We start from the raw sequence: 24,351 nt of genomic DNA on the forward strand, positions 1-24,351 counted from the left end.
GAGAATCGCTCGACGGTCAACAGCGCGTTGCCTCGACCACACGCTAGTGGCGGCCGGTCCGCCCGGACCCCTAGCGGCACCCCAGAGCCGCCCCTTAGCGCCGCGGGTAGGGGGAGGCTAGGGGCGTCGCGGGGGTGTAGGTGGATTTCCTTTCCTGATTACGTATCCCTCGCCTGGTCCGGCCGGCGCCCGGCGTGTCGCCCGGATACGCCGTACCGCACCGAGCGGCCGTGCAGACATCGACGCCAGCGCCGGATCACGTGCGCCCGGTGCGACCCGAGGGAGTGCTCCGTGACGATCGATCAGGAGATCCGTAAATATCCGTTCAGCGAGGCGCCCGGGATCGACATCGACCCCGTCTACGGGCTGCTGCGCAGCACCGAGCCGCTGGCCCGGGTGCAACTGCCGTACGGCGAGGTGTCCTGGCTGGCCACCCGGTACGAGGACGTCAAGACCGTGCTGACCGACCCGCGGTTCAGCCGGGCCGCGGCGCAGGGCAAGGACCAGCCCCGCACCCGCGAGGAGATGACCTACGAGGGCATCATCGGCCTCGACCCGCCGGACCACACCCGGCTGCGCAAGCTCGCCGGCAAGGCGCTGACCGCCCGCCGGGTCAACGAGATGCGCGAGGGCGCACAGCGGATCGCCAACGAGTACGTCGACGAGATGATCGCCAAGGGCTCGCCGGGTGACCTGGTCGAGCTGTTCGCCCTGCCGTACCCGATCACCGTCATCTGCGAGCTGCTCGGGGTGCCGGTCGAGGACCGGGCCCAGTTCCGGATCTGGACCGAGGGGCTGACCAGCACCAGCGAGCAGCTGATGGTCTATGCCGAGCAGCTCTTCGGCTACATGGGCAAGCTCGTCGCCCAGCGCCGCGAGCAGCCCACCGACGACCTGCTCGGCGCGCTGGTCAAGGCCCGCGACGAGGGCGACCGGCTGACCGAGCAGGAACTGCTCTCCATCGCCGGGGTCGGGCTGCTGCTCACCGGGGTCGAGACCGTCTCCACGCACATTCCCAACTTCGTCTACGCGCTGCTCACCCACCCGGAGCTGATGGCGCAGCTGCGCGCCGACCGGAGCCTGGTGCCGGCCGCCGTGGAGGAACTGCTGCGGATGATCCCGCTGAACCCGGCCGCCATGTTCCCCCGGTACGCGGTGGAGGACGTGGAGCTGAGCGGGATCACCGTCCGTGCCGGTGAGCCGGTACTGGTCTCGCTGCCCGGCGCCAACCGGGACCCGGAGATCTTCGACAACCCGGAGACCTTCGACTTCACCCGCGAGCAGAACCCGCACGTCGCGTTCGGCCACGGCCCGCACCACTGCCTCGGCGCGCAGCTCGCCCGGATGGAACTCCAGGTGGCCCTGCACACCGTCCTGGACCGGTTCCCCGAGCTGAGCCTGGCCGACGGTGACGCGGGCGTGTCGTGGAAGTCCGGCCAGCTGGTCCGGGGCCCGAGCAAGCTGCTGGTGGCGTGGTGACCGCTGTGGACACCCGGTGGACGGTCACCGTCGACCGGGACGCCTGCATCGGTACCGGGGTCTGCGCCGGCGCGGCCCCCCGCCAGATCGAGATCCGGGAAGGCAAGGCGTCCGCCCTGGCCCCGGAGACCGCGCCCGACGAGGCGGTCATCGATGCCGCCGACATGTGCCCGATGTCGGCGATCACCGTGCGCGACGCCGCCTCGGGCGCGCTGCTCGCGCCCGAGGAGTAACCACCGCCCCGACCGGTGAACCCACCGGTCGCCGCGAGGCCGCCGCGACCGGTCCCCCCTACCGGTCGCGGCGGCCTTGCCGTGATCGGGCGCCGAAAGCCGACACACCGAGCCGGGCGTCGAACCCGGAGACCTAGTGGAGCGTGCCATGAGCGAGTCCGTGAACCCCACCGGTGCCGAGCCCGACGCCCTGTCGGCACTGCGGCGGCGGCTGGAGGGCCGCACGGCCGACGAGCAGGACCGGGCGCTCACCGCGCTGGTCCGGGAGCAGGCCCGCGACGTGCTGCGGACCGTGCTGCCGGACGGCCCGGACGCGGTCGAGCCCGGCCGGCCCTTCCGCGACCTGGGCTTCGACTCGCTCGCCGCGGTCGAGCTGCACCGTCGGCTCACCGCCGCGACCGGCCTGGACCTGCCGGTCACCCTGGTCTTCGACCACCCGACGCCGCAGGCGGTCGGGCGGCTGCTGCGGACCCTGCTCGGTGGGGACGCCGCGCCCGCGCCGGTCGCCGCGCCGCTGCGCCGGCCCGCCGCCGACGACGAGCCGATCGCCGTGGTGGGCATCGGCTGCCGCTACCCGGGGCACAGCACCTCCGCCGACGACCTGTGGCGGCTGGTCTTCGAGGGCCGGCACGTGATCAGCGACTTCCCGACCGACCGGGGCTGGGACACCGACGGGCTCTACGACCCGGACCCGGGCAAGCCGGGCAAGACGTACGTGCGCCAGGGCGGCTTCCTGGAGGGCGCGGCCGAGTTCGACGCGGACTTCTTCGGCATCAGCCCCCGCGAGGCGATGACGATGGACCCGCAGCAGCGGCTGGTGCTGGAAACCGCCTGGGAGGCGCTGGAGGACGCCGGCATCGACTCGGCGTCGCTGCGCGGCAGCCAGACCGGTGTCTTCATCGGCGCCGAACCGCAGGAGTACGGCCCCCGGCTGCACGAGGCCCCGGAGGGCCTGGACGGCTACCTGCTCACCGGTAACGCGCCGAGCGTGGTGTCCGGCCGGCTCGCCTACACCTTCGGCTTCGAGGGCCCGACGCTGACCGTGGACACCGCCTGCTCGGGTTCGCTTGTCGCCCTGCACCTGGCCTGCCAGGCGGTGCAGCGCGGCGAGTGCACCACGGCGTTGGCCGGTGGCGTCGCGGTGATGGTGCACCCGGGCGCGTTTACCGCGTTCAGCCGGCAGCGTGGTCTCGCCCCGGACGGGCTGTGCAAGCCGTTCGCGGCGGCGGCCGACGGCACCGGCTGGGCCGAGGGGGTCGGCATCCTGGTGCTGGAGCGGCTCTCCGACGCCCGCCGCAACGGCCACCGGGTGCTCGGGGTGATCCGGGGTTCGGCGATCAACCAGGACGGCGCGTCCAACGGGTTGACCGCCCCGAACGGGCCGTCCCAGCAGCGGGTGATCATGTCCGCGCTGGCGTCGGCCGGCCTGGCCCCCACCGACGTCGACCTGGTCGAGGCGCACGGCACCGGCACCCGGCTCGGCGACCCGATCGAGGCGCAGGCGATCATCGCCACCTACGGCCGGGAACGCCCCGCCGACCGGCCGCTGTGGCTCGGTTCGCTGAAGTCCAACATTGGCCACTCGCAGGCCGCCGCCGGTGTCGCCGGTGTGATCAAGGTGCTGATGGCGATGCGGCACCGGGTGCTGCCACGGACCCTGCACGTCGACGCGCCCACCCCCAACGTGGACTGGTCCGCCGGCACCGTCGCCCTGCTCACCGAGGCCCGCCCGTGGGACGACCCGGGCCACCCGCGCCGGGCCGGGGTCTCCTCGTTCGGGGTCAGCGGCACCAACGCGCACGTCATCGTCGAGGAGCCGCCGGCCGTCGACGACGAGGCCGTGCCCGCCGTGCCGCAGCTGCCCAGCGAGGTGCTGCCGGTGGTGCTCTCCGCCCGGAGCGAGGCGGCGCTGCGCGACCAGGCCGCCGCGCTGCTCGCCGTCGTGGGCACCGACGGGGACGCCCCGGAACTGCTCGACGTCGCGTACTCGCTGGCCACCACCCGGACCGCGCTGGAGCACCGGGCGGTGCTGGTGGCCCGGGACCGGGTCGGGGCGGTCCAGGACCTGGCCGCCCTCGCCGCCGGTGGCGACGTGCCCGGCGTACGCCTGGGGCAGGCCGCCGGTGGTGGGCTCGGATTCCTGTTCACCGGGCAGGGCAGCCAGCGGTTGAACGCCGGCCGGCAGCTGCACCGCAGCTACCCGGTCTACGCCGCCGCGTTCGACGACGCCTGCGGCTGGCTCGACCTGCAACTGGACGTGCCGCTGGCCGACGTGCTGTTCGCCGAGCCCGGCACCGCCGAGGCGGCCCTGCTCGACCAGACCGCCTACACCCAGTGCGCGCTGTTCGCGGTGGAGGTCGCCCAGTTCCGGCTGCTGGAGTCGTGGGGGGTCCGGCCGGACCTGCTCGCCGGGCACTCGATCGGTGAGCTGGCCGCCGCCCACGTCGCCGGGGTGCTCTCCCTGGAGGACGCCGCGCTGCTGGTCGCCGCCCGGGGCCGGCTCATGCAGCAGCTCCCCGCCGAGGGCGCGATGATCTCGGTGCAGGCCACCGAGGAACAGGTCCGCCCGCTGCTGGCCGGCCGCGAGGCGCAGGTGGGCCTGGCCGCGGTGAACGGCCCCGCCTCGGTGGTGGTCTCCGGCGACGAGGACGCCGTGCTGGAGGTGGTCGCCGCCCTCGCCGCCGCCGGGCACAAGACGAAGCGGCTGAAGGTCAGCCACGCCTTCCACTCGCCGCTGATGACGCCGATGCTCGCCGAGTTCGGCCGGCTCGCGCACGTGCTCACCTACCGTCCGCCGACCATCCCGGTCGTCTCCACGGTCACCGGCCGGCCGGTGCTCTCCGGTGAGCTGTGCGACCCCGACTACTGGGTGCGGCACGTGCGCGACAGCGTCCGGTTCGCCGACGCGGTCCGGGCGATGGCCGACGAGGGGGTCACCACCTTCCTCGAACTGGGTCCGGCCGGTGTGCTCTCCGCGATGGGTCCGGCCTGCCTCGACGACGACGCCGACGTGGTCTTCGCCCCGCTGCTGCGCGCCGACCACGACGAGGAGACCGACGTCGTCGCCGCCGTCGCCCGCGCCCACGTGCGGGGGGTGCCGGTGGACTGGACGGCGTTCTTCGCCGCCCGGGGGGCCCGTCGGGTCGCGCTGCCCACGTACCCGTTCCAGCGTCGCCGGTTCTGGATGGAATCCGGTGGCGGCAGCGGCGACGCGACCGGCTTCGGCCAGCTCGCCGCCGGGCACCCGCTGGTCGGCGCGGTCGTCGGCCTGGCCGGCGGCGACGGGGTGGTGCTCACCGGTCGGGTGTCGCTGCGCAGCCACCCGTGGCTGGCCGACCACACCATCTCCGGGGTGGCGCTGCTGCCCGGCACCGCCTTCGTCGAGCTGGCCGTGCGGGCCGGCGACCAGGTCGGCTGCCCCACCGTCGAGGAGCTGACTCTGGAGGCCCCGCTGGCGCTCGACGAGCGCGGCGTCGCCCTCCAGGTGGTCGTCGGCGCCGCCGACCCGGCCGGCCGCTGCCCGGTGGCCGTCTACTCGCGGCCCGACGGGTCCGACCCGGACGACCAGCTCTGGACCCGGCATGTCAGCGGCTTCCTCACCCCGGAGACCGCCGACGCCGGGCAGCCGCTCACCCAGTGGCCGCCGCGCGACGCCCGCCCGGTCGACCTGGCCGGCATCTACGCCGAACTCGCCGACCAGGGCTACGGCTACGGCCCGGTCTTCCAGGGCCTCAAGGCCGTCTGGCGGCGCGGCCAGGAGGTGTACGCCGAGGTCGCGCTCCCCGCCGACAGCCGGGCCGAGGCGGCCCGCTTCGGCCTGCACCCGGCGGTGCTGGACGCCGCCCTGCACGCCATCGACGCGGCCCGCCGGGGCGAGCCCACCGACGACGAGGTGCGCATCCCGTTCGCCTGGAACGACGTCACCCTGCACGCCGCCGGTGCGGCCGAGGTGCGGGTGCGGATCGCCCCGGCCGCCGGGGACAGCGTGTCGGTGACCCTCGCCGACGCCACCGGCGCACCGGTGGCGTCGGTGCGGTCGTTCGTCTCCCGGCCGGTCTCCACCGCCCAGCTCACCGCCGCCCGGGGCGGCTACCACGAGCGGCTGTTCCGGCTGGAGTGGACGAAGCTCGGGCACCGGCCCGCCCCGGCGGGCACCCCCCGCTGGGTGGTGCTCGGCGACGAGCGGATCGGCACGGCCACCCGGCACGCCGACCCGGCCGCGCTGGGTGCCGCGATCGACGCCGGCGCGACCGCCCCCGAGTGGGCGTTCGTCGGGGTCGGCGCCGGTGACGTCCGGGCCGCCACCGCCGACGCGTTGACGCTGGTCCAGCAGTGGCTGGCCGACGCGCGGCTGGCCGGCACCCGGCTGGTCTTCGTCAGCCGCGCCGACGACCTCGCCACCGAGGCGGTCTGGGGTCTGCTGCGCGCCGCGCAGACGGAGAACCCGGACCGGTTCGTCACCGTCCGGCTCGGCGACGCCCCGACGTCGCTGCTGGCCGCCGCCCTGGCCACCGGCGAACCGGAGCTGCGGGTACGCGACGGGGAGATCAGTGTGCCCCGGCTGGCCCGGGTCGCCACCACCCCCGACGACGCAGCCGGCACCGGCAGCGGGTGGCCGACCGACGGCACGGTGCTGGTCACCGGCGGCACCGGCGGGCTCGGCGCGCACGTCGCCCGGCACCTGGCCGGCAACCACGGCGTACGCCACCTGCTCTTGACCAGCCGCAGCGGCCCGGCGGCGGCCGGCGTGGCGGAGCTGCGCGCCGAGCTGGAAGCGGCCGGCGCGAGCGTCGAGGTGGCCGCCTGCGACGCGGCCGACGCCGACGCCCTGGCCGCGCTGCTCGCCGCCGTCCCGGCCGACCGGCCGCTGCGGGCGGTGGTGCACGCCGCCGGCATCGTCGACGACGGGACGATCGGCTCGCTCACCCCGCAGCGGATCGACGCGGTGCTGAAGGCCAAGCTGGACGGCGCGGTCAACCTCGACCGGTTGACCCGCGACGCCGACCTGACCGCGTTCGTGCTCTTCTCCTCCCTGGCGAGCCTGCTCGACTGCGCCGGGCAGGGCAACTACGCCGCCGCGAACGCCACCCTCAACGCGCTGGCTGCCACCCGCCGGGCGCAGGGCCGGCCCGCCGTCGCCCTCACCTGGGGCCTGTGGACCGGCGACAGCGGCATGGGCGGCCAGTTGGACGCCGCCGCGTTGCAGCGCATCGAGCGTTCCGGCATGCCCGGCCTCAGCCCGGCCGAGAACCTGGCCCTGCTCGACGCGGCGCTCGGCGTCGACGAGCCGGTGCTCGCCCCGATCCGGGTCGACCTGACCGCCCTGCGCAACCGGCCCGACGGGGTGCCGGCGCTGCTGCGCGGCCTGGTGCCGCTGCCGGCGCGCCGCAGCGCCCAGGCCGCCGGCCCGGCCGACGCCACGCAGGGGCTGGCCCGGCAGTTCGCCGCGTTCAGCCAGGCCGAGCGGGACCGGTTCACCCTGGACCTGGTCCGCGAGCACGTCGCCGCCGTGCTCGGCCACGACGGCGCGGAGGCGATCGAGCCGCGCCGGGCCTTCAACGAGTTGGGCTTCGACTCGCTGGCCGCGGTGGAGCTGCGTAACCGGCTCAAGGCGGCCACCGGGCTGCGGCTGCCGGCGACCCTGGCGTTCGACTACCCGACCCCGGCGGCGCTGGCCGAGTTCGTGGTCTCCACCGTGCTGGGCACCGGCGCGGACGTGGCGACGCCGGAGCCCGCAGCGGCCTCCTTCACCCAGGAGCCCATCGCGATCGTCTCGATGAGCTGTCGCTTCCCCGGCGGGGTGGCCACCCCGGAGCAGCTCTGGGAACTGCTCGACGGCGGCGTCGACGCGGTCTCGTCGTTCCCCGCCGACCGGGGCTGGGACCTGGTCGGCATGTACGACCCGGAGCCCGGCAAGCCCGGCAAGACGTACTCGATGGAGGGCGGTTTCCTCTACGACGCGGCCGACTTCGACGCGGACTTCTTCGGCATCAGCCCGCGCGAGGCGGTGGCGATGGACCCGCAGCAGCGGTTGATGCTGGAGACCTCGTGGGAGGTGCTGGAGCGGGCCGGGATCGACCCGACCTCGCTCAAGGGGAGCCCGACCGGCGTCTTCGCCGGCGTCATGTACCACGACTATGCGCTGCGGCTGCACCAGGTGCCCGACGACCTGGCCGGCTACCTGGGCAACGGCAGCCTCGCCAGCATCGTCTCCGGCCGGGTGGCCTACACCCTGGGGCTGGAGGGGCCGGCGGTGTCGATCGACACGGCGTGCTCGTCGTCGCTGGTGGCGATCCACCTGGCGGTGCAGGCGCTGCGGGCCGGGGAGTGCTCCCTCGCCCTGGCCGGCGGCGTCACCGTGATGTCCACCCCGGACACGTTCCTCGACTTCAGCCTCCAGCGCGGCCTGGCCAAGGACGGCCGGTCGAAGTCCTTCGCCGCCGGTGCCGACGGCACCGGCTGGGGCGAGGGCGCGGGCATGGTGCTGCTGGAGCGGCTCTCCGACGCCCGTGCCAACGGTCACCAGGTGCTCGCCGTGATCCGGGGTTCGGCGACGAACCAGGACGGTGCGTCCAACGGCCTGACCGCGCCGAACGGCCCCTCCCAGCAGCGGGTGATCCGGCAGGCCCTGGCCTCGGCCGGTGGCATCCCGGCGACCGAGGTGGACGTGGTGGAGGCGCACGGCACCGGCACGGCGCTCGGTGACCCGATCGAGGCGCAGGCGCTGCTGGCCACGTACGGGCAGGGCCGGCCGGCGGGCCGGCCGTTGTGGCTGGGGTCGATCAAGTCGAACATCGGGCACACCCAGGGCGCGGCGGGTGTGGCCGGTGTGATCAAGATGGTGCTGGCGATGCGCAACGACCTGTTGCCGCGCACCCTGCACGCCGACGAGCCCTCGCCGCAGATCGACTGGTCGGCCGGGGAGGTGCGGCTGCTGACCGAGCCGCAGCAGTGGCCGGCGGTGGACCGGCCGCGCCGGGCCGGGGTGTCGTCGTTCGGCATCAGCGGCACCAACGCGCACGTCATCATCGAGCAGGCGCCCCCGGAGCAGGAGGAGCCCCCGCCGGCCGGGGACACCGCGCCGGTCGTCCCGGCGGTGTTGCCGTGGGTGCTGTCCGCGCGCTCGGCGGAGGCGTTGCGGGCGCAGGCCGGCGGGGTCGCCGCCACGGGCGCGGGCCTGGACGTGGCGTACTCGTTGGCGACGACGCGGGCGGCGTTGGAGCGCCGGGCGGTGGTGGTGGCCGCGGCGGGCGAGGACGCGGTCCGCGCCCTGCGGTGCGTGGCGGAGGGGACCGACTCGCCCGACGTGGTGTACGGCTCGCCGTCGGTCGGGAAGCTGGCGGTGCTGTTCACCGGCCAGGGCGCGCAGCGGTTGGGGATGGGCCGTGAACTGGCGGCGGCGTACCCGGTGTTCGCCGAGGCGTTCGCGCAGGTGTGCGCGGAGGTGGACGCGAAGCTGGACCGGCCGCTGCGGGAGGTGCTCTACACCGAGCCGGACGTGGCCGACGCGGCGCTGTTGGACCAGACCGTCTACAGCCAGGCGGCGCTGTTCGCCATCGAGGTGGCCCTGTTCCGCCTGCTGGAGTCGTGGGGGGTCCGGCCCGACATGGTGGCCGGGCACTCGATCGGCGAGGTGACGGCGGCCCACGTGGCCGGGGTGTTGTCGTTGGCTGACGCGGCGACCCTGGTGACGGCGCGGGGCCGGCTGATGCAGTCGATGCGTGAGGACGGCGCGATGGTCGCCGTCGAGGCGTCCGAGGCGGAGGTGCGTGCCGCGCTGGCCGGCCTTGAGGCGCGGGTGGGCGTCGCGGCGGTGAACGGTCCCCGTGCGGTGGTCGTCTCCGGTGACGCCGAGGCGGTGGAGTCGGTCGCCGCGGGTCTGCGGGGTCAGGGGCGGCGGACGAAGCGGCTGCGGGTGAGTCACGCCTTCCACTCGCCGCACATGGAGCCGATGCTGGCGCAGTTCCACGAGATCCTCTCCGGCCTGGTGTTCGAGCGGCCACAACTGCCGGTGGTGTCCAACGTGACCGGTGCGGTGGCCGACCCCGAGGAGTTGCGCGACCCGGACTACTGGGTACGGCACGTACGGGAGTCGGTGCGCTTCGGCGACGGGGTGGCCGCCCTCCAGGCGGCGGGCGTCACCACGTTCCTGGAGGTGGGCCCGGACGCGGTGCTGACGGCGATGGGCCGGGACTGCGTCACCGACGAGGACGCGGTGGCCCTGGTGCCGGTGCTGCGTGCCGGCCGGGACGAGCCGACGACCCTGCTGACCGCCCTGGCGACCCTGCACACCCGGGGCGTCCCGGTGGACTGGCGGGCCTGGTTCGCGCCCACCGGCGCCCGCACCACCGAACTGCCCACCTACCCCTTCCAGCGCCGCCGCTACTGGATCAACGCCACCACCGCGGCGACCGACGTGGCGTCGGTGGGCCTCGGGGCGGCGGGCCACCCGCTGTGGGGCGCGTCGGTGTCGATGGCCGAGTCCGGCGAGGTGCTGTTCACCGGCCGGTTCTCCGTGGACACCCACCCGTGGCTGGCCGATCACGCGGTCGCCGGCACGGTGCTGCTGCCCGGCACCGGCTTCGTCGAACTCGTCCTGCACGCCGGGGGCCACGTGGGTCTCGGGCACCTCGAAGAGCTGACCCTGCACGCCCCGCTGCTGCTGCCCACTGGCGGCGCGATGCAGGTCCAACTGCTGATGACGGCCGCCGACGAGGCGAACCGCCGTACCGTCAGCGTGCACTCGCGTCCCGAGCACGCCGACCCGGACCTGCCGTGGACCCGGCACGCCACCGCCGTGCTCGCCGACACCCCGGCCGTGGCCACCTTCGACCTGACCGCCTGGCCGCCGCCGGGCGCGGTGCCCGTGCCGGTGGACGGCTTCTACGACGATCTGGTGGCCCAGGGGTACGAGTACGGCCCGGTGTTCCAGGGCGTGCAGGCCGTGTGGCGGGCCGGCGGGACGGTGTACGCGGAGGTGTCGTTGCCGTCCGACGCGCACGCCGACGCGGCGCGGTTCGGCCTGCACCCGGCGCTGCTCGATGCGGCGCTGCACGCGGTGGGCATCGGCGAGGAGGCGCCGGCGGACCGGCCGCCGTCGGTGCCGTTCGCGTGGACGGAGGTGACGCTGCACGCCACCGGCGCGACCGCCCTGCGGGTGCGGATCACTCCGGTGGGCACCGAGGCGGTGGCCCTGCACCTGGCCGATCCGACGGGCGCACCGGTCGCCGAGGTCGGCGCGCTGGTCTCCCGGCCGGTGCAGCTCGCCGCCGGGGCCGCCGCCGACGGCAACCTCTACCGCGTCGACTGGACCCCGGTGCCGACGCCCACCGCCGCGACCACCTCCTGGGCGTACCTGGAGGACCTCGGCGACGACGCGCCGGAGCTGGTTGTCACCCGGCTCACCACCCCGGCGGCCGGCGACCCGTCGGCCGCCCCGGACGGTGCCGTCGACGTCGAGTCGGCGTCGCGGGCCACCGCCGTGGCGACGCTCGGGCTGCTCCAGCGCTGGCTGGCCGACCCCCGGTCGGCGGAGTCCCGGCTGGTGGTGCTGACCAGCGGCGCGGCCGACGGGGTCACCGACCTGGTCCAGGCCCCGGTCTGGGGCCTGGTCCGGGCCGCGCAGGCGGAGAACCCCGGCCAGTTCGTGCTGGTCGACGCCGCCCCGGAGACGCCGGTCGAGGACATCGTCGCGGCGGTCGGCACCGGCGAGCCGGAGCTGTCGGTGCGCGACGGGCAGGTACGCGTGCCACGGCTGGCCCGCGCCGCCACCGGCGACACCGGCTGGCGGGCGGAGGGCACGGTCCTGGTGACCGGCGGCACGGGCGTGTTGGGCGCGCTGGTGGCCCGGCACCTGGTCGCCACGCACGGCGTCCGCGATCTGGTCCTGGCCTCGCGGCGGGGGCCGGCGGCACCGGGCGCGGTGGAGCTGCGCGAGGAACTGGCCGGTCTCGGTGCCGCCGTCGAGGTGGTCGCGTGTGACCTGACCGACCGGGAGGCCGTTGCCGTCCTGGTCGACGGGATTCCCGGGTTGGCGGCGGTGGTGCACACCACCGGCGTCCTCGACGACGGGTTGGTGACCTCGCTGACCACGGCGCAGTTCGACGGCGTGTGGCGGGCGAAGGCCACCCCCGCCTGGCACCTGCACGAGTTGACCCGGGACCGGAACCTGTCGGCGTTCGTGCTCTACTCCTCGGCCGCCGGCGTGGTGGACGGCTCCGGGCAGGGCAACTACGCCGCGGCGAACGTGTTCCTCGACGCCCTGGCCGAGCACCGGCGTGGGCTCGGCCTCGCCGCGACCTCGTTGGCCTGGGGGCTGTGGGAGGAACGCAGCGGGATGACCGCGCACCTCGGCGAGGCCGACCTGGCGCGGATGGCCCGCTCCGGCATCCTGCCCATCAGTTCCGCGCAGGGGCTGGCGCTGCTGGACGCGACGGTCGCCACCGGCGAGCCGACGTTCGTGCCGATCCGGTTGGACACCGCCGCGCTGCGCGCCCAGGGCCAGTCGATGCCGGCCCTGTTCCGTGGCCTGGTCCGGCTCCCGGCCCGGCGGGCCGCCGAGGCGGGCCGGACGCCGGTCGGCGGGTCGGCGCTGCAACGGCGACTGACCGGTCTGACCGACGCCGAGCAGCGGCGTCTGCTGCTCGACCTGGTCCGGGCCGACGTGGCTGCGGTGCTCGGCCACGACAGCCCGGCCACCGTGGAACCGGCCCGGGCGTTCCGGGAGATCGGCTTCGACTCGCTGGCCGCCGTGGAGCTGCGCAACAAGTTGAACACCGCCACCGGGCTGCGACTGCCGGCCAGCCTGGTCTTCGACTACCCGAACCCCACGGTGCTCGCCGACTACCTGCACACCCGGCTCCTCGGCGCGGCCACCCCGGCCGCCCCGACCGTCGCCACCGCGATCGCCGACGACGAGCCCGTCGCGATCGTCGCGATGAGCTGCCGCTTCCCCGGTGGCGTGCGCAGCCCGGAGGAGCTGTGGCAGCTCCTCGTCGACGGGACGGACGCCATCTCGCCGTTTCCCACCGACCGGGGCTGGGACCTCGACAACCTGTACGACCCGGAGCCCGGCAAGCCCGGCAAGACGTACTCGATGGAGGCCGGTTTCCTCTACGACGCGGCCGACTTCGACCCCGACTTCTTCGGCATCAGCCCGCGCGAGGCGGTCGCGATGGACCCGCAGCAGCGGCTGCTGCTGGAGACCTCGTGGGAGGCGCTGGAGCGGGCCGGCATCAACCCCACCTCGCTGCGCGGCAGCCTCACCGGCGTGTTCGCCGGGGTGATGTACCACGACTACGCCAGCCGGCTGCCGGAGGTGCCCGAGGACCTGGTGGGTTACCTGGGCAACGGCAGCATGGCCAGCGTGGCCTCGGGGCGGATCTCGTACACCCTGGGGTTGGAGGGGCCGGCGGTCAGTGTCGACACGGCCTGTTCGTCGTCGTTGGTGGCGATCCACCTGGCGGTGCAGGCGCTGCGGGCGGGGGAGTGCTCGCTGGCCCTGGCCGGCGGCGTCACGGTGATGTCCGCCCCGGACACCTTCATCGAGTTCAGCCTCCAGCGTGGCCTGGCCGCCGACAGCCGGGTCAAGTCCTTCGCGGCGGGCGCGGACGGCACCGTGATGTCCGAGGGTGTCGGCATGCTGCTGTTGGAGCGGCTGTCCGACGCCGAGCGCAACGGTCACCACGTGCTCGCCGTGGTGCGGGGTTCGGCGATCAACCAGGACGGCGCGTCCAACGGGTTGACCGCGCCGAACGGCCCCTCGCAGCAGCGGGTGATCCGGCAGGCCCTGGCGGCGGCCGGTGGCATCCCCACCACCGAGGTGGACGTGGTCGAGGCGCACGGCACCGGCACCTCCCTCGGTGACCCGATCGAGGCGCAGGCGTTGCTGGCCACCTACGGGCAGGACCGTCCCGGGGACCGGCCGCTCTGGCTCGGGTCGATCAAGTCGAACATCGGGCACACCCAGGGCGCGGCCGGCGTGGCCGGCGTGATCAAGATGGTGCTGGCCATGCGCAACGGCCTGCTGCCGCGCACCCTGCACGTGACCGAACCGTCCCCGCAGATCGACTGGACGGCCGGGGACGTGCAGTTGCTGACCGAGCCGCAGCAGTGGCCGGCGGTGGACCGGCCGCGCCGGGCCGGGGTGTCGTCGTTCGGCATCAGCGGCACCAACGCCCACGTCATCATCGAACAGGCACCCCCGGGCGAGGAGCCACCGGCCGACGCCCCCGAGCCGGAGATCCTGCCCTGGGTGCTGTCCGCCCGTACCGACCAGGCCCTGCGGGAGCAGGCCGGGCGGGTGGCCGCCGTCGCCGAGAGCGACACCGCACGGCCGGGTGACCTCGCGTACACGCTGGCGACCGGGCGGGCGCTGCTGGACCGGCGGACGGTGATCGTCGGCGACCGGGCCGAGTTCGTCGCCGGGGCGCGCGCCTTCGCCGAGAACGGCACCGCCCCCGGGGTGCTCCAGGGCGGCACCGTCTTCGTCTTCCCCGGGCAGGGCTCGCAGTGGCTGGGCATGGCGGTGGAACTGCTGGACTCGTCGCCAGTGTTCGCCGAGCGGATCAACGAGTGCGGTGCGGCGTTGTCGGAGTTCGTGCCGTGGCGGTTGACCGACGTGCTGCGGGGGGTGGAGGGCACCCCCTCGGTGGACCGGGTGGACGTGGTGCAGCCGGTGCTCTGGGCGGTCATGGTGTCGCTGGCCGGGCTGTGGCGCGCGTACGGCGTGGAGCCGGACGCGGTGATCGGTCACTCGCAGGGTGAGATCGCCGCCGCCGTGGTGGCGGGCGGTCTGTCGTTGCGTGACGGTGCCGCCGTGGTGGCGTTGCGGAGCCTGGCCATCGCGGAGGACCTGGCGGGGCGGGGCGCGATGGCCTCCGTCGGCCTGCCGGAGCGGGCGGCGGCCGAGCGGCTGACCGGCTACGCCGGGCGGATCTCCATCGCCACCGTCAACGGCACCTCCTCCGTGGTCGTCTCCGGCGACCCCGACGCGGTCGACGACCTGGTCGCCACCCTCACCGCCGAGGGGCACCGGGCCAAGCGGGTCAACGTGGACTACGCCTCGCACTCCGCCCAGGTCGAGCTGATCGAACAGCGGCTGCTCGACGTCCTCGCCGGGATCACCCCCCGCGCCTCCCGCGTGCCGTTCTACTCGACGGTCACCGCGGGTGTGCTCGACACCGCCGGCCTGGACGCCCGGTACTGGTACACCAACCTGCGGCAGACGGTGCGGTTCGAGGAGACCACCCGGGTCCTGCTCGCCGCCGGCATGCGGGTGTTCCTGGAGTGCAGCGCCCACCCGGTGCTGACCATGGGCATCGAGGAGACCGCCGCCGACGGGGGCGTCGAGGTCGCCGCCGTCGGCTCGCTGCGCCGTGGCGAGGGTGGTCTGCGCCGTTGGCTGACCTCGCTGGGTGAGGCGTTCAGCAGGGGCCTCGCGGTGGACTGGTCGCCGGTGCTGCCGGCGCGTCCCCGCGGCGAGGTGCCGTTGCCGACCTACCCGTTCCAGCGCCGCAGGTACTGGATCAACGCCACCGGCAGCACCGCCGACCTCGCCGCCGCCGGGCTCGGTTCCGCCGGCCACCCGCTGTGGGGTGCCGCGGTCGGCATGGCCGAGTCCGGTGAGGTGCTCTTCACCGGGCGGATCTCCCTGGACACCCATCCGTGGTTGGCCGACCACGCCGTCAACGGCACGGTGCTGCTGCCCGGTACGGGCCTCGTCGAGCTGGTGCTGCACGCCGGTGAGCACGCCGGCGTCGGTCACCTCGACGAGCTGACCCTGCACGCTCCGCTGGTCCTGCCCGCGCAGGGCGCCGTCCAGGTGCAACTCCTGCTGGGTGCCCCCGACGACGCCGGCCGACGCGCGGTCACGGTGCACTCCCGCCCGGAGCACACCGAGAGCTGGGTCCGGCACGGCACCGGCATCCTCTCGGCCGACACCCCCGACCCCGCGTTCACGCTGACCGCGTGGCCGCCGCCGGGTGCGGTGCCGGTGCCGACGGCGGGCCTGTACGACGACCTGATGGCCCAGGGCTACGAGTACGGGCCGATGTTCCAGGGCGTGCAGGCGGCGTGGCGGGCCGGCGACGTGGTGTACGCCGAGGTGGCCCTGCCGGAGGAGGCGCACGCGGACGCGGCCCGGTTCGGGCTGCACCCGGCGCTGTGGGACGCCGCGCTCCAGGCGGTGGGTATCGGTGAGCCGGTGCCCGCCGGTCGGCCGCCGTACCTGCCGTTCGCGTGGACCGACGTCACCCTGTACGCCACCGGGGCGACCGCCCTGCGGGTCCGGATCACCGCCACCGGGCCGGAGTCCGCCACCCTGCACCTCGCCGACCCCGACGGGGCCCCGGTGGCCGTCGTCGGTGCCCTCGTCTCCCGTCCGGTCCAGCTCACCACCACCGCCCCGACCGACGGCGACCTCTACCGCATCGACTGGACGACGGTCCCCACCGGCACCCCCACCGAGTCGTGGGGCTACCTGGAGGGGATCGGCTTCGGCATCCCCGACGTCGTGCTCGCCCCGCTCACCCCGGTCGGCGACGACACCGACCCGGCCACCGCCGCCCGGACGGCGGTGGGGGAGACCCTCGCCCTGCTCCAGTCCTGGCTGGCCGACCCGGCGCAGGCTGCCGCCCAGCTGGTGGTGGTCACCCACGGTGCCGTCGACGGTGGCACCGACCTCGCCCACGCCCCGGTGTGGGGCCTGGTGCGGGCCGCGCAGGCGGAGAACCCGGGCCAGTTCGTGCTGGTGGACGCCGACCCGGAGACGCCGGTGGAGGACATCGTGGCGGCGGTGGGCACCGGCGAGCCGGAGTTGTCCCTGCGGGACGGCCAGGTACGGGTGCCACGGCTGACCCGGTTCGCCGGCTCCGGCGAGGTGTGGCGGGCCGACGGCAGCGTGCTGGTGACCGGTGGCACCGGTGTGCTGGGTGCGCTGGTGGCCCGTCATCTGGTCGCCGGCCACGGCGTCCGCGACCTGGTGCTCACCTCGCGGCGGGGGCTCGCCGCCCCCGGCGCGACGGACCTGCTCGACGAGCTGACCGCCCTGGGCTCGACCGTCCGGATCGTCGCCTGTGACATGGCGGACCGGGACGCCGTCGCCGCCCTGCTCGACGGCATCCCCACGCTGACCGCGGTCGTGCACACCACCGGTGTCCTCGACGACGGGCTGCTGGCCACCCTGGCCCCGGCGCAGCTCGACTCGGTCTGGCGGGCCAAGGCCGAACCGGCCTGGCACCTGCACGAGCTGACCCTCGGCCGGAACCTCGACGCGTTCGTGCTGTTCTCCTCCGCCGCCGGGGCCATCGACGGGGCCGGGCAGGGCAACTACGCCGCCGCGAACGTCTTCGTGGACGCGCTGGCCGCCCACCGGCATGCCCTCGGCCTGCCCGCCACGTCGTTGGCCTGGGGGTTCTGGGAGCAGCGCAGCGGGATGACGTCCCACCTCGGCGACGCCGACGTGGCCCGGATGGCCCGCTCCGGTGTCCTGCCGATCGACTCCGAGCAGGGCCTGGCCCTGCTCGACGTGGCGGTCGCGGCGGGCGAGCCGGCGCTGGTGCCGATCCGGTTGGACACCGCCGCGCTGCGCGCCCAGGGGCAGCAGATGCCGGCGCTGTTCCGGGGTCTGGTCCGGTTGCCCGCCCGTCGGGCGGCCGGTGCCGGGGCCGCCCCGGTCACCGGCTCCGGACTACAGCGGCAACTCGCCACCCTCGGTGTGGACGACCAGCGCCGGATGCTGCTCGATCTGGTCCGGGCCAGCGTCGCGGCGGTCCTCGGGCACGACAGCGGCACCGCCGTCGAACCGGCCCGGGCGTTCAAGGAACTCGGCTTCGACTCGCTGGCCGCCGTGGAGCTGCGGAACAAGCTGAACACCGCCACCGGGCTGCGGCTGCCCGCCACGCTCGTCTTCGACTACCCGAACCCCGCCGCGCTCGCCGACCATCTGCACCACACCATCGTCGGCAGTCCGGCCGAGGTCCGGCCGGACGAACCGTCCCGCCCGGTGGCCGACGAACCCGTCGCGATCGTCGCGATGAGCTGCCGGTTCCCCGGCGGGGTCCGCAGCCCGGAGGAGCTGTGGCAGCTCCTCGTCGACGGCGGGGACGCCATCTCGGCGTTCCCCACCGACCGGGGCTGGGACCTCGACAGCCTCTACGACCCGGAGCCCGGCAAGCCCGGCCGGACGTACTCGTTGGAGGGCGGTTTCCTCTACGACGCGGCCGACTTCGACCCGGACTTCTTCGGGATCAGTCCGCGCGAGGCGGTGGCGATGGACCCGCAGCAGCGGCTGCTGCTGGAGAGCTCCTGGGAGGCGCTGGAGCGGGCGGGCATCGACCCGACGTCGCTCAAGGGGAGCCCGACCGGCGTCTTCACCGGCGTGATGTACCACGACTACGGCAGCCGGCTGCCCTCCGTGCCGGACGAGCTGGCCGGCTACCTGAGCAACGGCAGCATGTCCAGTGTCGCGTCGGGGCGGATCTCGTACACGTTGGGGTTGGAGGGGCCGGCGGTCAGCGTCGACACCGCCTGCTCCTCGTCGCTGGTGGCGATCCACCTGGCGGTGCAGGCGTTGCGGTCGGGGGAGTGTTCCCTCGCCCTGGCCGGTGGCGTCACCGTGATGTCCACTCCGGGCACCTTCGTCGAGTTCAGCCTCCAGCGTGGCCTCGCCGCCGGTGGCCGGTGCCGGTCCTTCGCGGCCGGCGCGGACGGCACGGCGATGTCCGAGGGTGTCGGGATGCTGCTGTTGGAGCGGCTGTCCGACGCCGAGCGCAACGGTCACCACGTGCTCGCCGTGGTGCGGGGTTCGGCGATCAACCAGGACGGCGCGTCCAACGGCCTGACCGCGCCCAACGGCCCCTCCCAGCAGCGGGTCATCCGGCAGGCGCTGGCCGTCGCGAACGTCGCACCCGACCAGGTGGACATGGTCGAGGCGCACGGCACGGGGACCACCCTGGGCGACCCGATCGAGGCGCAGGCGTTGCTGGCCACGTACGGGCAGGATCGGCCGGCGGACCGGCCGTTGTGGCTGGGGTCGATCAAGTCGAACATCGGGCACACCCAGGGCGCGGCCGGTGTGGCCGGCGTGATCAAGATGGTGTTGGCCATGCGCAACGGCCTGCTGCCGCGCACCCTGCACGTGGACGAGCCGTCCCCGCAGGTGGACTGGTCGGCCGGGGAGGTGCGGCTGCTCACCGAGCCGCAGCAGTGGCCGGCGGTGGACCGGCCGCGCCGGGCCGGGGTGTCGTCGTTCGGCATCAGCGGCACCAACGCCCACGTCATCATCGAACAGGCACCCCCGACGCAGGACGCGCCGGTCGAGGTCGACGTGACGGTCGACCCGCCCGTCCTGCCGTGGCTGCTCGCGGCCCGCTCGGACGATGCGCTGCGCGCCCAGGCCGACCTGGTCGCCGCCACCGGCGCCAGCCTCGACGTGGCGTACTCGCTGGCCACCACCCGGGCGGCGCTGGAACGCCGGGCCGTCGTGGTCGCCGCCGCCGGGGACGACGCGGTGCGCGCGCTGCGGGAGACGGCCCGGGGCGGCGACGGCAGCGAGGTGGTCCGGGGTACCCCCGTCGGCGGCAAACTCGCCATGCTCTTCACCGGTCAGGGTGCCCAGCGACTCGGCATGGGCCGTGAACTGGCCGCCGCGTACCCGGCCTTCGCCGAGGCGCTCGAGGAGGTCAGCGCCCACCTGGACGCGAAGCTCGACCGACCGCTGCGCGAGGTGCTCTACACCGAGCCGGACGTGGCCGACGCCGCCCTGCTCGACCAGACCGTCTACAGCCAGAGCGCGCTGTTCGCCATCGAGGTGGCCCTGTTCCGGTTGCTCGAGTCGTGGGGGATCCGACCCGACCTGGTCGCCGGGCACTCCATCGGTGAGGTCACTGCGGCGCACGTCGCCGGGGTGCTGTCGCTGCCCGACGCGGCGACCCTGGTCACCGCGCGGGGCCGGCTGATGCAGAGCATGCGCGAGGACGGCGCGATGGTGGCCGTCGAGGCGTCCGAGGCGGAGGTACGCGGGGAGTTGGCCGGCCGCGAGGCCGAACTGGGCATCGCCGCGGTCAACGGTCCGCAGGCGGTGGTGGTCTCCGGTGACCACGACGCCGTGGGCGCGATCGCCGACGGTTGGCGGGCCCGGGGCCGCCGGATCAAGCGGCTGCGGGTCAGTCACGCCTTCCACTCGCCGCACATGGAACCGATGCTGGCCGAGTTCCACGAGGTTCTCGCCGGCCTGACGTTCAGCCCGCCGCGGGTGCCTGTGGTGTCCAACCTGACCGGCCGGCTCGCCGACCCCGATGAGATCCGCGACCCCGGCTACTGGGTGCGGCACGTCCGGGAGGCGGTCCGGTTCAGCGACGGGATCACCACCCTGGAGGCTGAGGGCGTCACCACGTACCTGGAGGTCGGCCCGGACGCGGTGCTCACCGCGCTGGCCCGGGAGTGTGTCACCGGCACCGACGGCGTCGCCCTGGTGCCGGTGCTGCGCAGCGGCCGGGACGAGGCGACGACCCTGCTCACCGCCCTGGCGACCCTGCACACCCGGGGCGTGCCGGTGGACTGGCGGGCCTGGTTCGCGCCGACCGGCGCCCGGGTCACCGAACTGCCGACGTACCCGTTCCAGCGTCGCCGGCTCTGGTTGGACGCGGCGGAGGTCGACGGCGACGTGCCCGGCCTCGGCCAGCGTCCGGCCGCCCACCCGCTGCTCGGCGCGGTGGTCGGGTTGGCCGGCGTCGACGGCACCGTGTTGACCGGCCGGCTCTCCCTGCGGACCCATCCGTGGCTGGCCGACCACGCCCTCGCCGGGACGGTGCTGCTGCCCGGGACGGCCTTCGTGGAGCTGGCCGTCCGCGCCGGTGACCAGGTCGGCTGTGGCCTGGTGGAGGAGCTGACCCTGGAGGCCCCGCTGACCGTGCCCCCGCGCGGCGGGGTGGATCTGCAGGTGGTGGTGGGGGCGCCCGACGGGACCGGCCGCTGCCCGGTCACCGTTCACTCCCGCCCGGCGGACGGCGGTGACGGGTGGACCCGGCACGCCACCGGCGTGCTGGCTCCGGCGCCGGCCACCGTCCCGGCCGTGGCGGCCGGCGACACCTGGCCGCCGGCCGACGCCAAACCGGTCGACCTGGACGGGCGCTACGACCGGCTCGCCGATGCCGGCTACCACTACGGCCCGCTGTTCCAGGGGCTGCGGGCCGCCTGGCAACGCGGCGACGAGGTGTACGCCGAGGTGGCGCTCCCCGAGGACGCCTGGTCCTCGGCCGCCCGGTTCGGTCTGCACCCGGCGCTCTTCGACGCGGTGCTGCACGCCCTCGACCTGGCCGAGGCGGACCAGCCCGACGACGGGCGGCTCCAGGTGCCGTTCGCCTGGCGCGGCGTCACCCTGCACGCCACCGGTGCCACGGCGCTGCGGGTCCGGCTGACCCGCACCGGCCCGGAGGAGGTCGCCTTCGATCTTGCCGACGCCGGTGGCGTCCCGGTCGCCTCGGTCGCCGCGCTGGTGGTCCGGCCGCTCGCGACCGACCAGCTGGGTGTGGCGGGCACCGCCCACCGTTCGGCGCTGTACCAGCTCGACTGGGTCCCGGTACCGGCCGGGGACGCCGAGCCGGCCGACGCGACGGTGGTGGTCGGTGACGGTGACCTCGGCCTCGGGGTGCCCCACCACCCGGACCTGGCCGCGCTCGCGGCCGACATCGCGCGGACCGGTTTCGTGCCGCAGACCGTCGTGCTGTCCTGGCGGGCCACGTCGGACTCGCCGGTGCCGGCCGCCGCCGGGGCGCTGGACGTGGTCCAGCGGTGGCTCGCCGACGACCGGTTCAGCGGTGCCCGGCTGGCCCTGGTGACGACCCGCGCGATCGCCACCGGCGACGGCGAGGACGTGCCCCGGCCCGTCGACGCCACGGTCTGGGGTCTGGTCCGGGCCGCCCAGGAGGAGAACCCGGGCCGGTTCGTCCTGGTCGACGTCGACGGGGTTGATCCGGCCGGGCTGCGCGCGGCCCTCGCCGCCGGTGCCGAGCCGCAACTCGCGGTACGCTCCGGCGGGCTGCTCGCGCCCCGGCTCGCGCCGCTGCCGGTGCCTGCCGGTGAGCTGCCCGCCGGCCCGGACCCGGAGGGCACCGTCCTGGTCACCGGCGGCACCGGTGGGCTGGGCCGGCTCGTCGCCGAACACCTCGTGACCCGGCACGGCGTCCGGCGGCTGCTGCTGGCCAGCCGGCGTGGCCCGGCCGCACCCGGCGTCGACGAACTGGTGTCCCGCCTGACGGCGGCCGGTGCGGAGGTGACGCTGGCCGCCTGCGACCTGGCCGACCGGTCGGCGGTGGCGGCTCTGCTCGACGGGGTGCCCGCCGCGCACCCGCTCACCGGGGTGATCCACGCGGCCGGCGCGCTCGACGACGGTCTGCTGCCCGCGCTGACCCCGCAACGGCTGGCGGGGGTGGTGGCCCCCAAGGCCGAGGCCGCCCGCCACCTGCACGAACTCACCCTGCACCTGCCGTTGCGCTGGTTCGTCCTGTTCTCCTCGGCGGCGGCCACGCTCGGCGCGGCCGGGCAGGCCAACTACACCGCGGCCAACGCCTACCTGGACGCCCTCGCCCAGCACCGTCGGGCGCACGGCCTGGTCGGCACCTCGTTGGCCTGGGGTCTGTGGGCCGAGTCGGGCAGCGGGATGACCGGACACCTGGGTGAGGCGGACCTGCGGCGGATGGCCCGGTCCGGGGTGGGTGCGTTGTCCACCGTCGACGCGCTGGCACTGTTCGATGACACCACCCACCCCACGCCCGCCCTGGCGCTGCCGGTCCGCCTCGACCTGGCCGCGTTGCGGGCCCGGGCCGAGGGGGTGCCGCCGTTGTTGCGTGGTCTGGTCCGCGCTCCGGCGCGTCGGGTGGCGGCCGGTGCGGTGGCCGGGGAGCGGACGTTGGCGGACCGGCTCGCCGGTCTGCCGGCGGAGGAGGCCGACCGGGTGGTCACCGAGCTGGTCCAGGACCGGGCGGCCGAGGTGCTCGGCCACGACCGCCCGCACGTCGTCGACATGGACAAGGGCTTCCTGGAGCTGGGCTTCGACTCCCTCGCGGCGGTGGAGTTCCGTAACAGCCTCGGTGCGGCCACCGGGCTGAGGCTGTCGGCGACGCTCATCTACGACCACCCGAGCCCGGCTGCGGTGGCCCGGTTCGTCCGGACGGAGCTGGGCGGTGAGCCGCCTACCGCGCCGTCGCTGGAGGCCGAGCTGGCCCGGTTGGAGGTGCTGCTGGACGGCACCGTGCCGGACGATGCGGAGCGGAACCGGATCACCGTCCGGCTGCAGGCGTTGATGGCCCGCTGGAACGCGGCGTACGGCACGGCCGGCGTGGAACCGGCGGCCCGGGACCTGGCGTCGGTCTCCGCGGACGAGCTGTTCGACATCCTCGACGACGAGTTGGAGGCGTCGGACTGACCCTCCGGCTGCCGGACCCGAGGTCCGCCGACACTCCGGTGACCGGCGGACCTCGGGTCTTCCTACCCGGTGGAGGGGTGGGTATTTGTCCACCTTCGACGTGGGTCCATGACCGTATCGCGTTACCGCCCGACCTCGTACGGTAGTTGCCGAACGGGGTGGACGTACGGGTTCGCCGCAGGTACCACCAGGTGGACGCGGAGAGGCAGGGAGGATGCGGGTGCGACTCGAACAGGGAATCATCGCGAAGGTCACCCGGAGTGGGCAGCTGGAGCTGACCTCCGAGCGGGACGGACTGCGATACCGGTTCGGGGCGACCGCCGCAGCCATGTGGATCGCCCTACAGCAGCAGGGCGGCTCGCCGGAGCGTGCGGCGGGTGTTCTCGCCCGGCAGTGGGCGGCCGATCCGGCGGCCACCCGGCGGGACGTCGACGTCTGGCTGGAGGACATGCTCCGCGCCGGGCTGGTGCGGGTGGAATGACGGTCGGCCGGGGTCCCACCCCTGCCGGCCCCCTGTGTCGGCCCGGCCCTCGGCGAGGGGGCGGACGCGACCCCTGTTCCGGGAGGTGGATCAGTCGTCGGTGGACCCGGCGACCGCACCGATGATCAGCCGCAGCGCCGCTGCCAGTTCCTTGCCGGAGGGGGCTGCTTCGGGGTCGAGCAGCCGCTGCACCGTCAGTCCGGTCATCAGTGCCAGCAGGAACGAGCCGACGGCCTTGCGGGTCTCCTCGCTGACGTTCTCGCCGCCGTTCTGGATGACGAAGGCGGCCAGCGCGGGGCGGGCCCGGCTGTAGCTCTCGGCCAGCTGCTCCCGCAGCACCGGCAGGTGTTCGGCCAGCGCGAACGCCTCGATCCCGGCGACCCAGAGCGGTCGGTGCGAGCCGAAGGACTCCACCAGACCGGTCCACATCGACTCCAGCCGGTCCATCAGGTCGGGCTGGGTGCCGTCGCGCAGCACCCGGTCGATCTCGACGCCCCACTCCTCGAACGCCTGGACCAGAGCTGCGGTCAGCAAGGCTTCCTTGGAGCCGAAGTGGTAGCCGATCGACGCCAGGTTGGTGTCCGAGGCGGCGACGATGTCGCGGGCGGTGGTACGTGTGTAGCCGCGTTCGTAGAGGCAGACCCTGGCCCCTGCCAGCAGGCGTTCCCGATGACCCACGGGCGTCACCCTACTCGGAACGACCCCCTAATTCATCCGCCAGATGTATACGCTTG

At 74.8% G+C, this 24,351-nt stretch carries 5 protein-coding genes; 4 read left to right on the top strand and 1 reads right to left on the bottom strand.

Annotation, left to right across the window (positions count from 1 at the left end; translation table 11 throughout):
- Nucleotides 1-291 precede the first annotated feature (291 nt).
- The 4 genes from FJK98_RS09475 to FJK98_RS09490 all read left to right on the top strand — a co-directional run bounded on the left by FJK98_RS09475 (nt 292) and on the right by FJK98_RS09490 (nt 23,617).
- Nucleotides 292-1,479 (top strand): cytochrome P450, encoded by a 1,188-nt coding sequence (locus FJK98_RS09475; protein ID WP_145918687.1) that lies wholly within the window; start codon nt 292-294, stop codon nt 1,477-1,479.
- Complete coding sequence (locus FJK98_RS09480) at nt 1,476-1,712, top strand: ferredoxin (protein WP_145918688.1); 237 nt, start codon at nt 1,476-1,478, stop codon at nt 1,710-1,712. The genes FJK98_RS09475 and FJK98_RS09480 overlap by 4 nt, the downstream gene beginning before the upstream one ends.
- 148 nt (nt 1,713-1,860) lie before the next feature.
- A complete protein-coding gene (locus tag FJK98_RS09485) occupies nt 1,861-23,136 on the top strand; it encodes a type I polyketide synthase (RefSeq protein ID WP_145918689.1) in 21,276 nt (7,091 codons plus the stop codon).
- 214 nt (nt 23,137-23,350) lie between these two features.
- The gene (locus FJK98_RS09490) at nt 23,351-23,617 is read left to right on the top strand and encodes a PqqD family protein (protein WP_088642116.1); all 267 of its coding nucleotides are present in this window, start codon (nt 23,351-23,353) and stop codon (nt 23,615-23,617) included.
- 90 nt (nt 23,618-23,707) lie between these two features.
- Here the strand turns inward: FJK98_RS09490 and FJK98_RS09495 are convergent, their stop codons facing one another.
- Nucleotides 23,708-24,295, bottom strand: a complete 588-nt coding sequence (locus FJK98_RS09495) for a TetR/AcrR family transcriptional regulator (protein WP_145918690.1) — start codon at nt 24,293-24,295, stop codon at nt 23,708-23,710.
- Nucleotides 24,296-24,351 lie beyond the last annotated feature (56 nt).

This window comes from Micromonospora sp. HM134 (assembly GCF_007833915.1).
Classification (GTDB): domain Bacteria; phylum Actinomycetota; class Actinomycetes; order Mycobacteriales; family Micromonosporaceae; genus Micromonospora; species Micromonospora wenchangensis.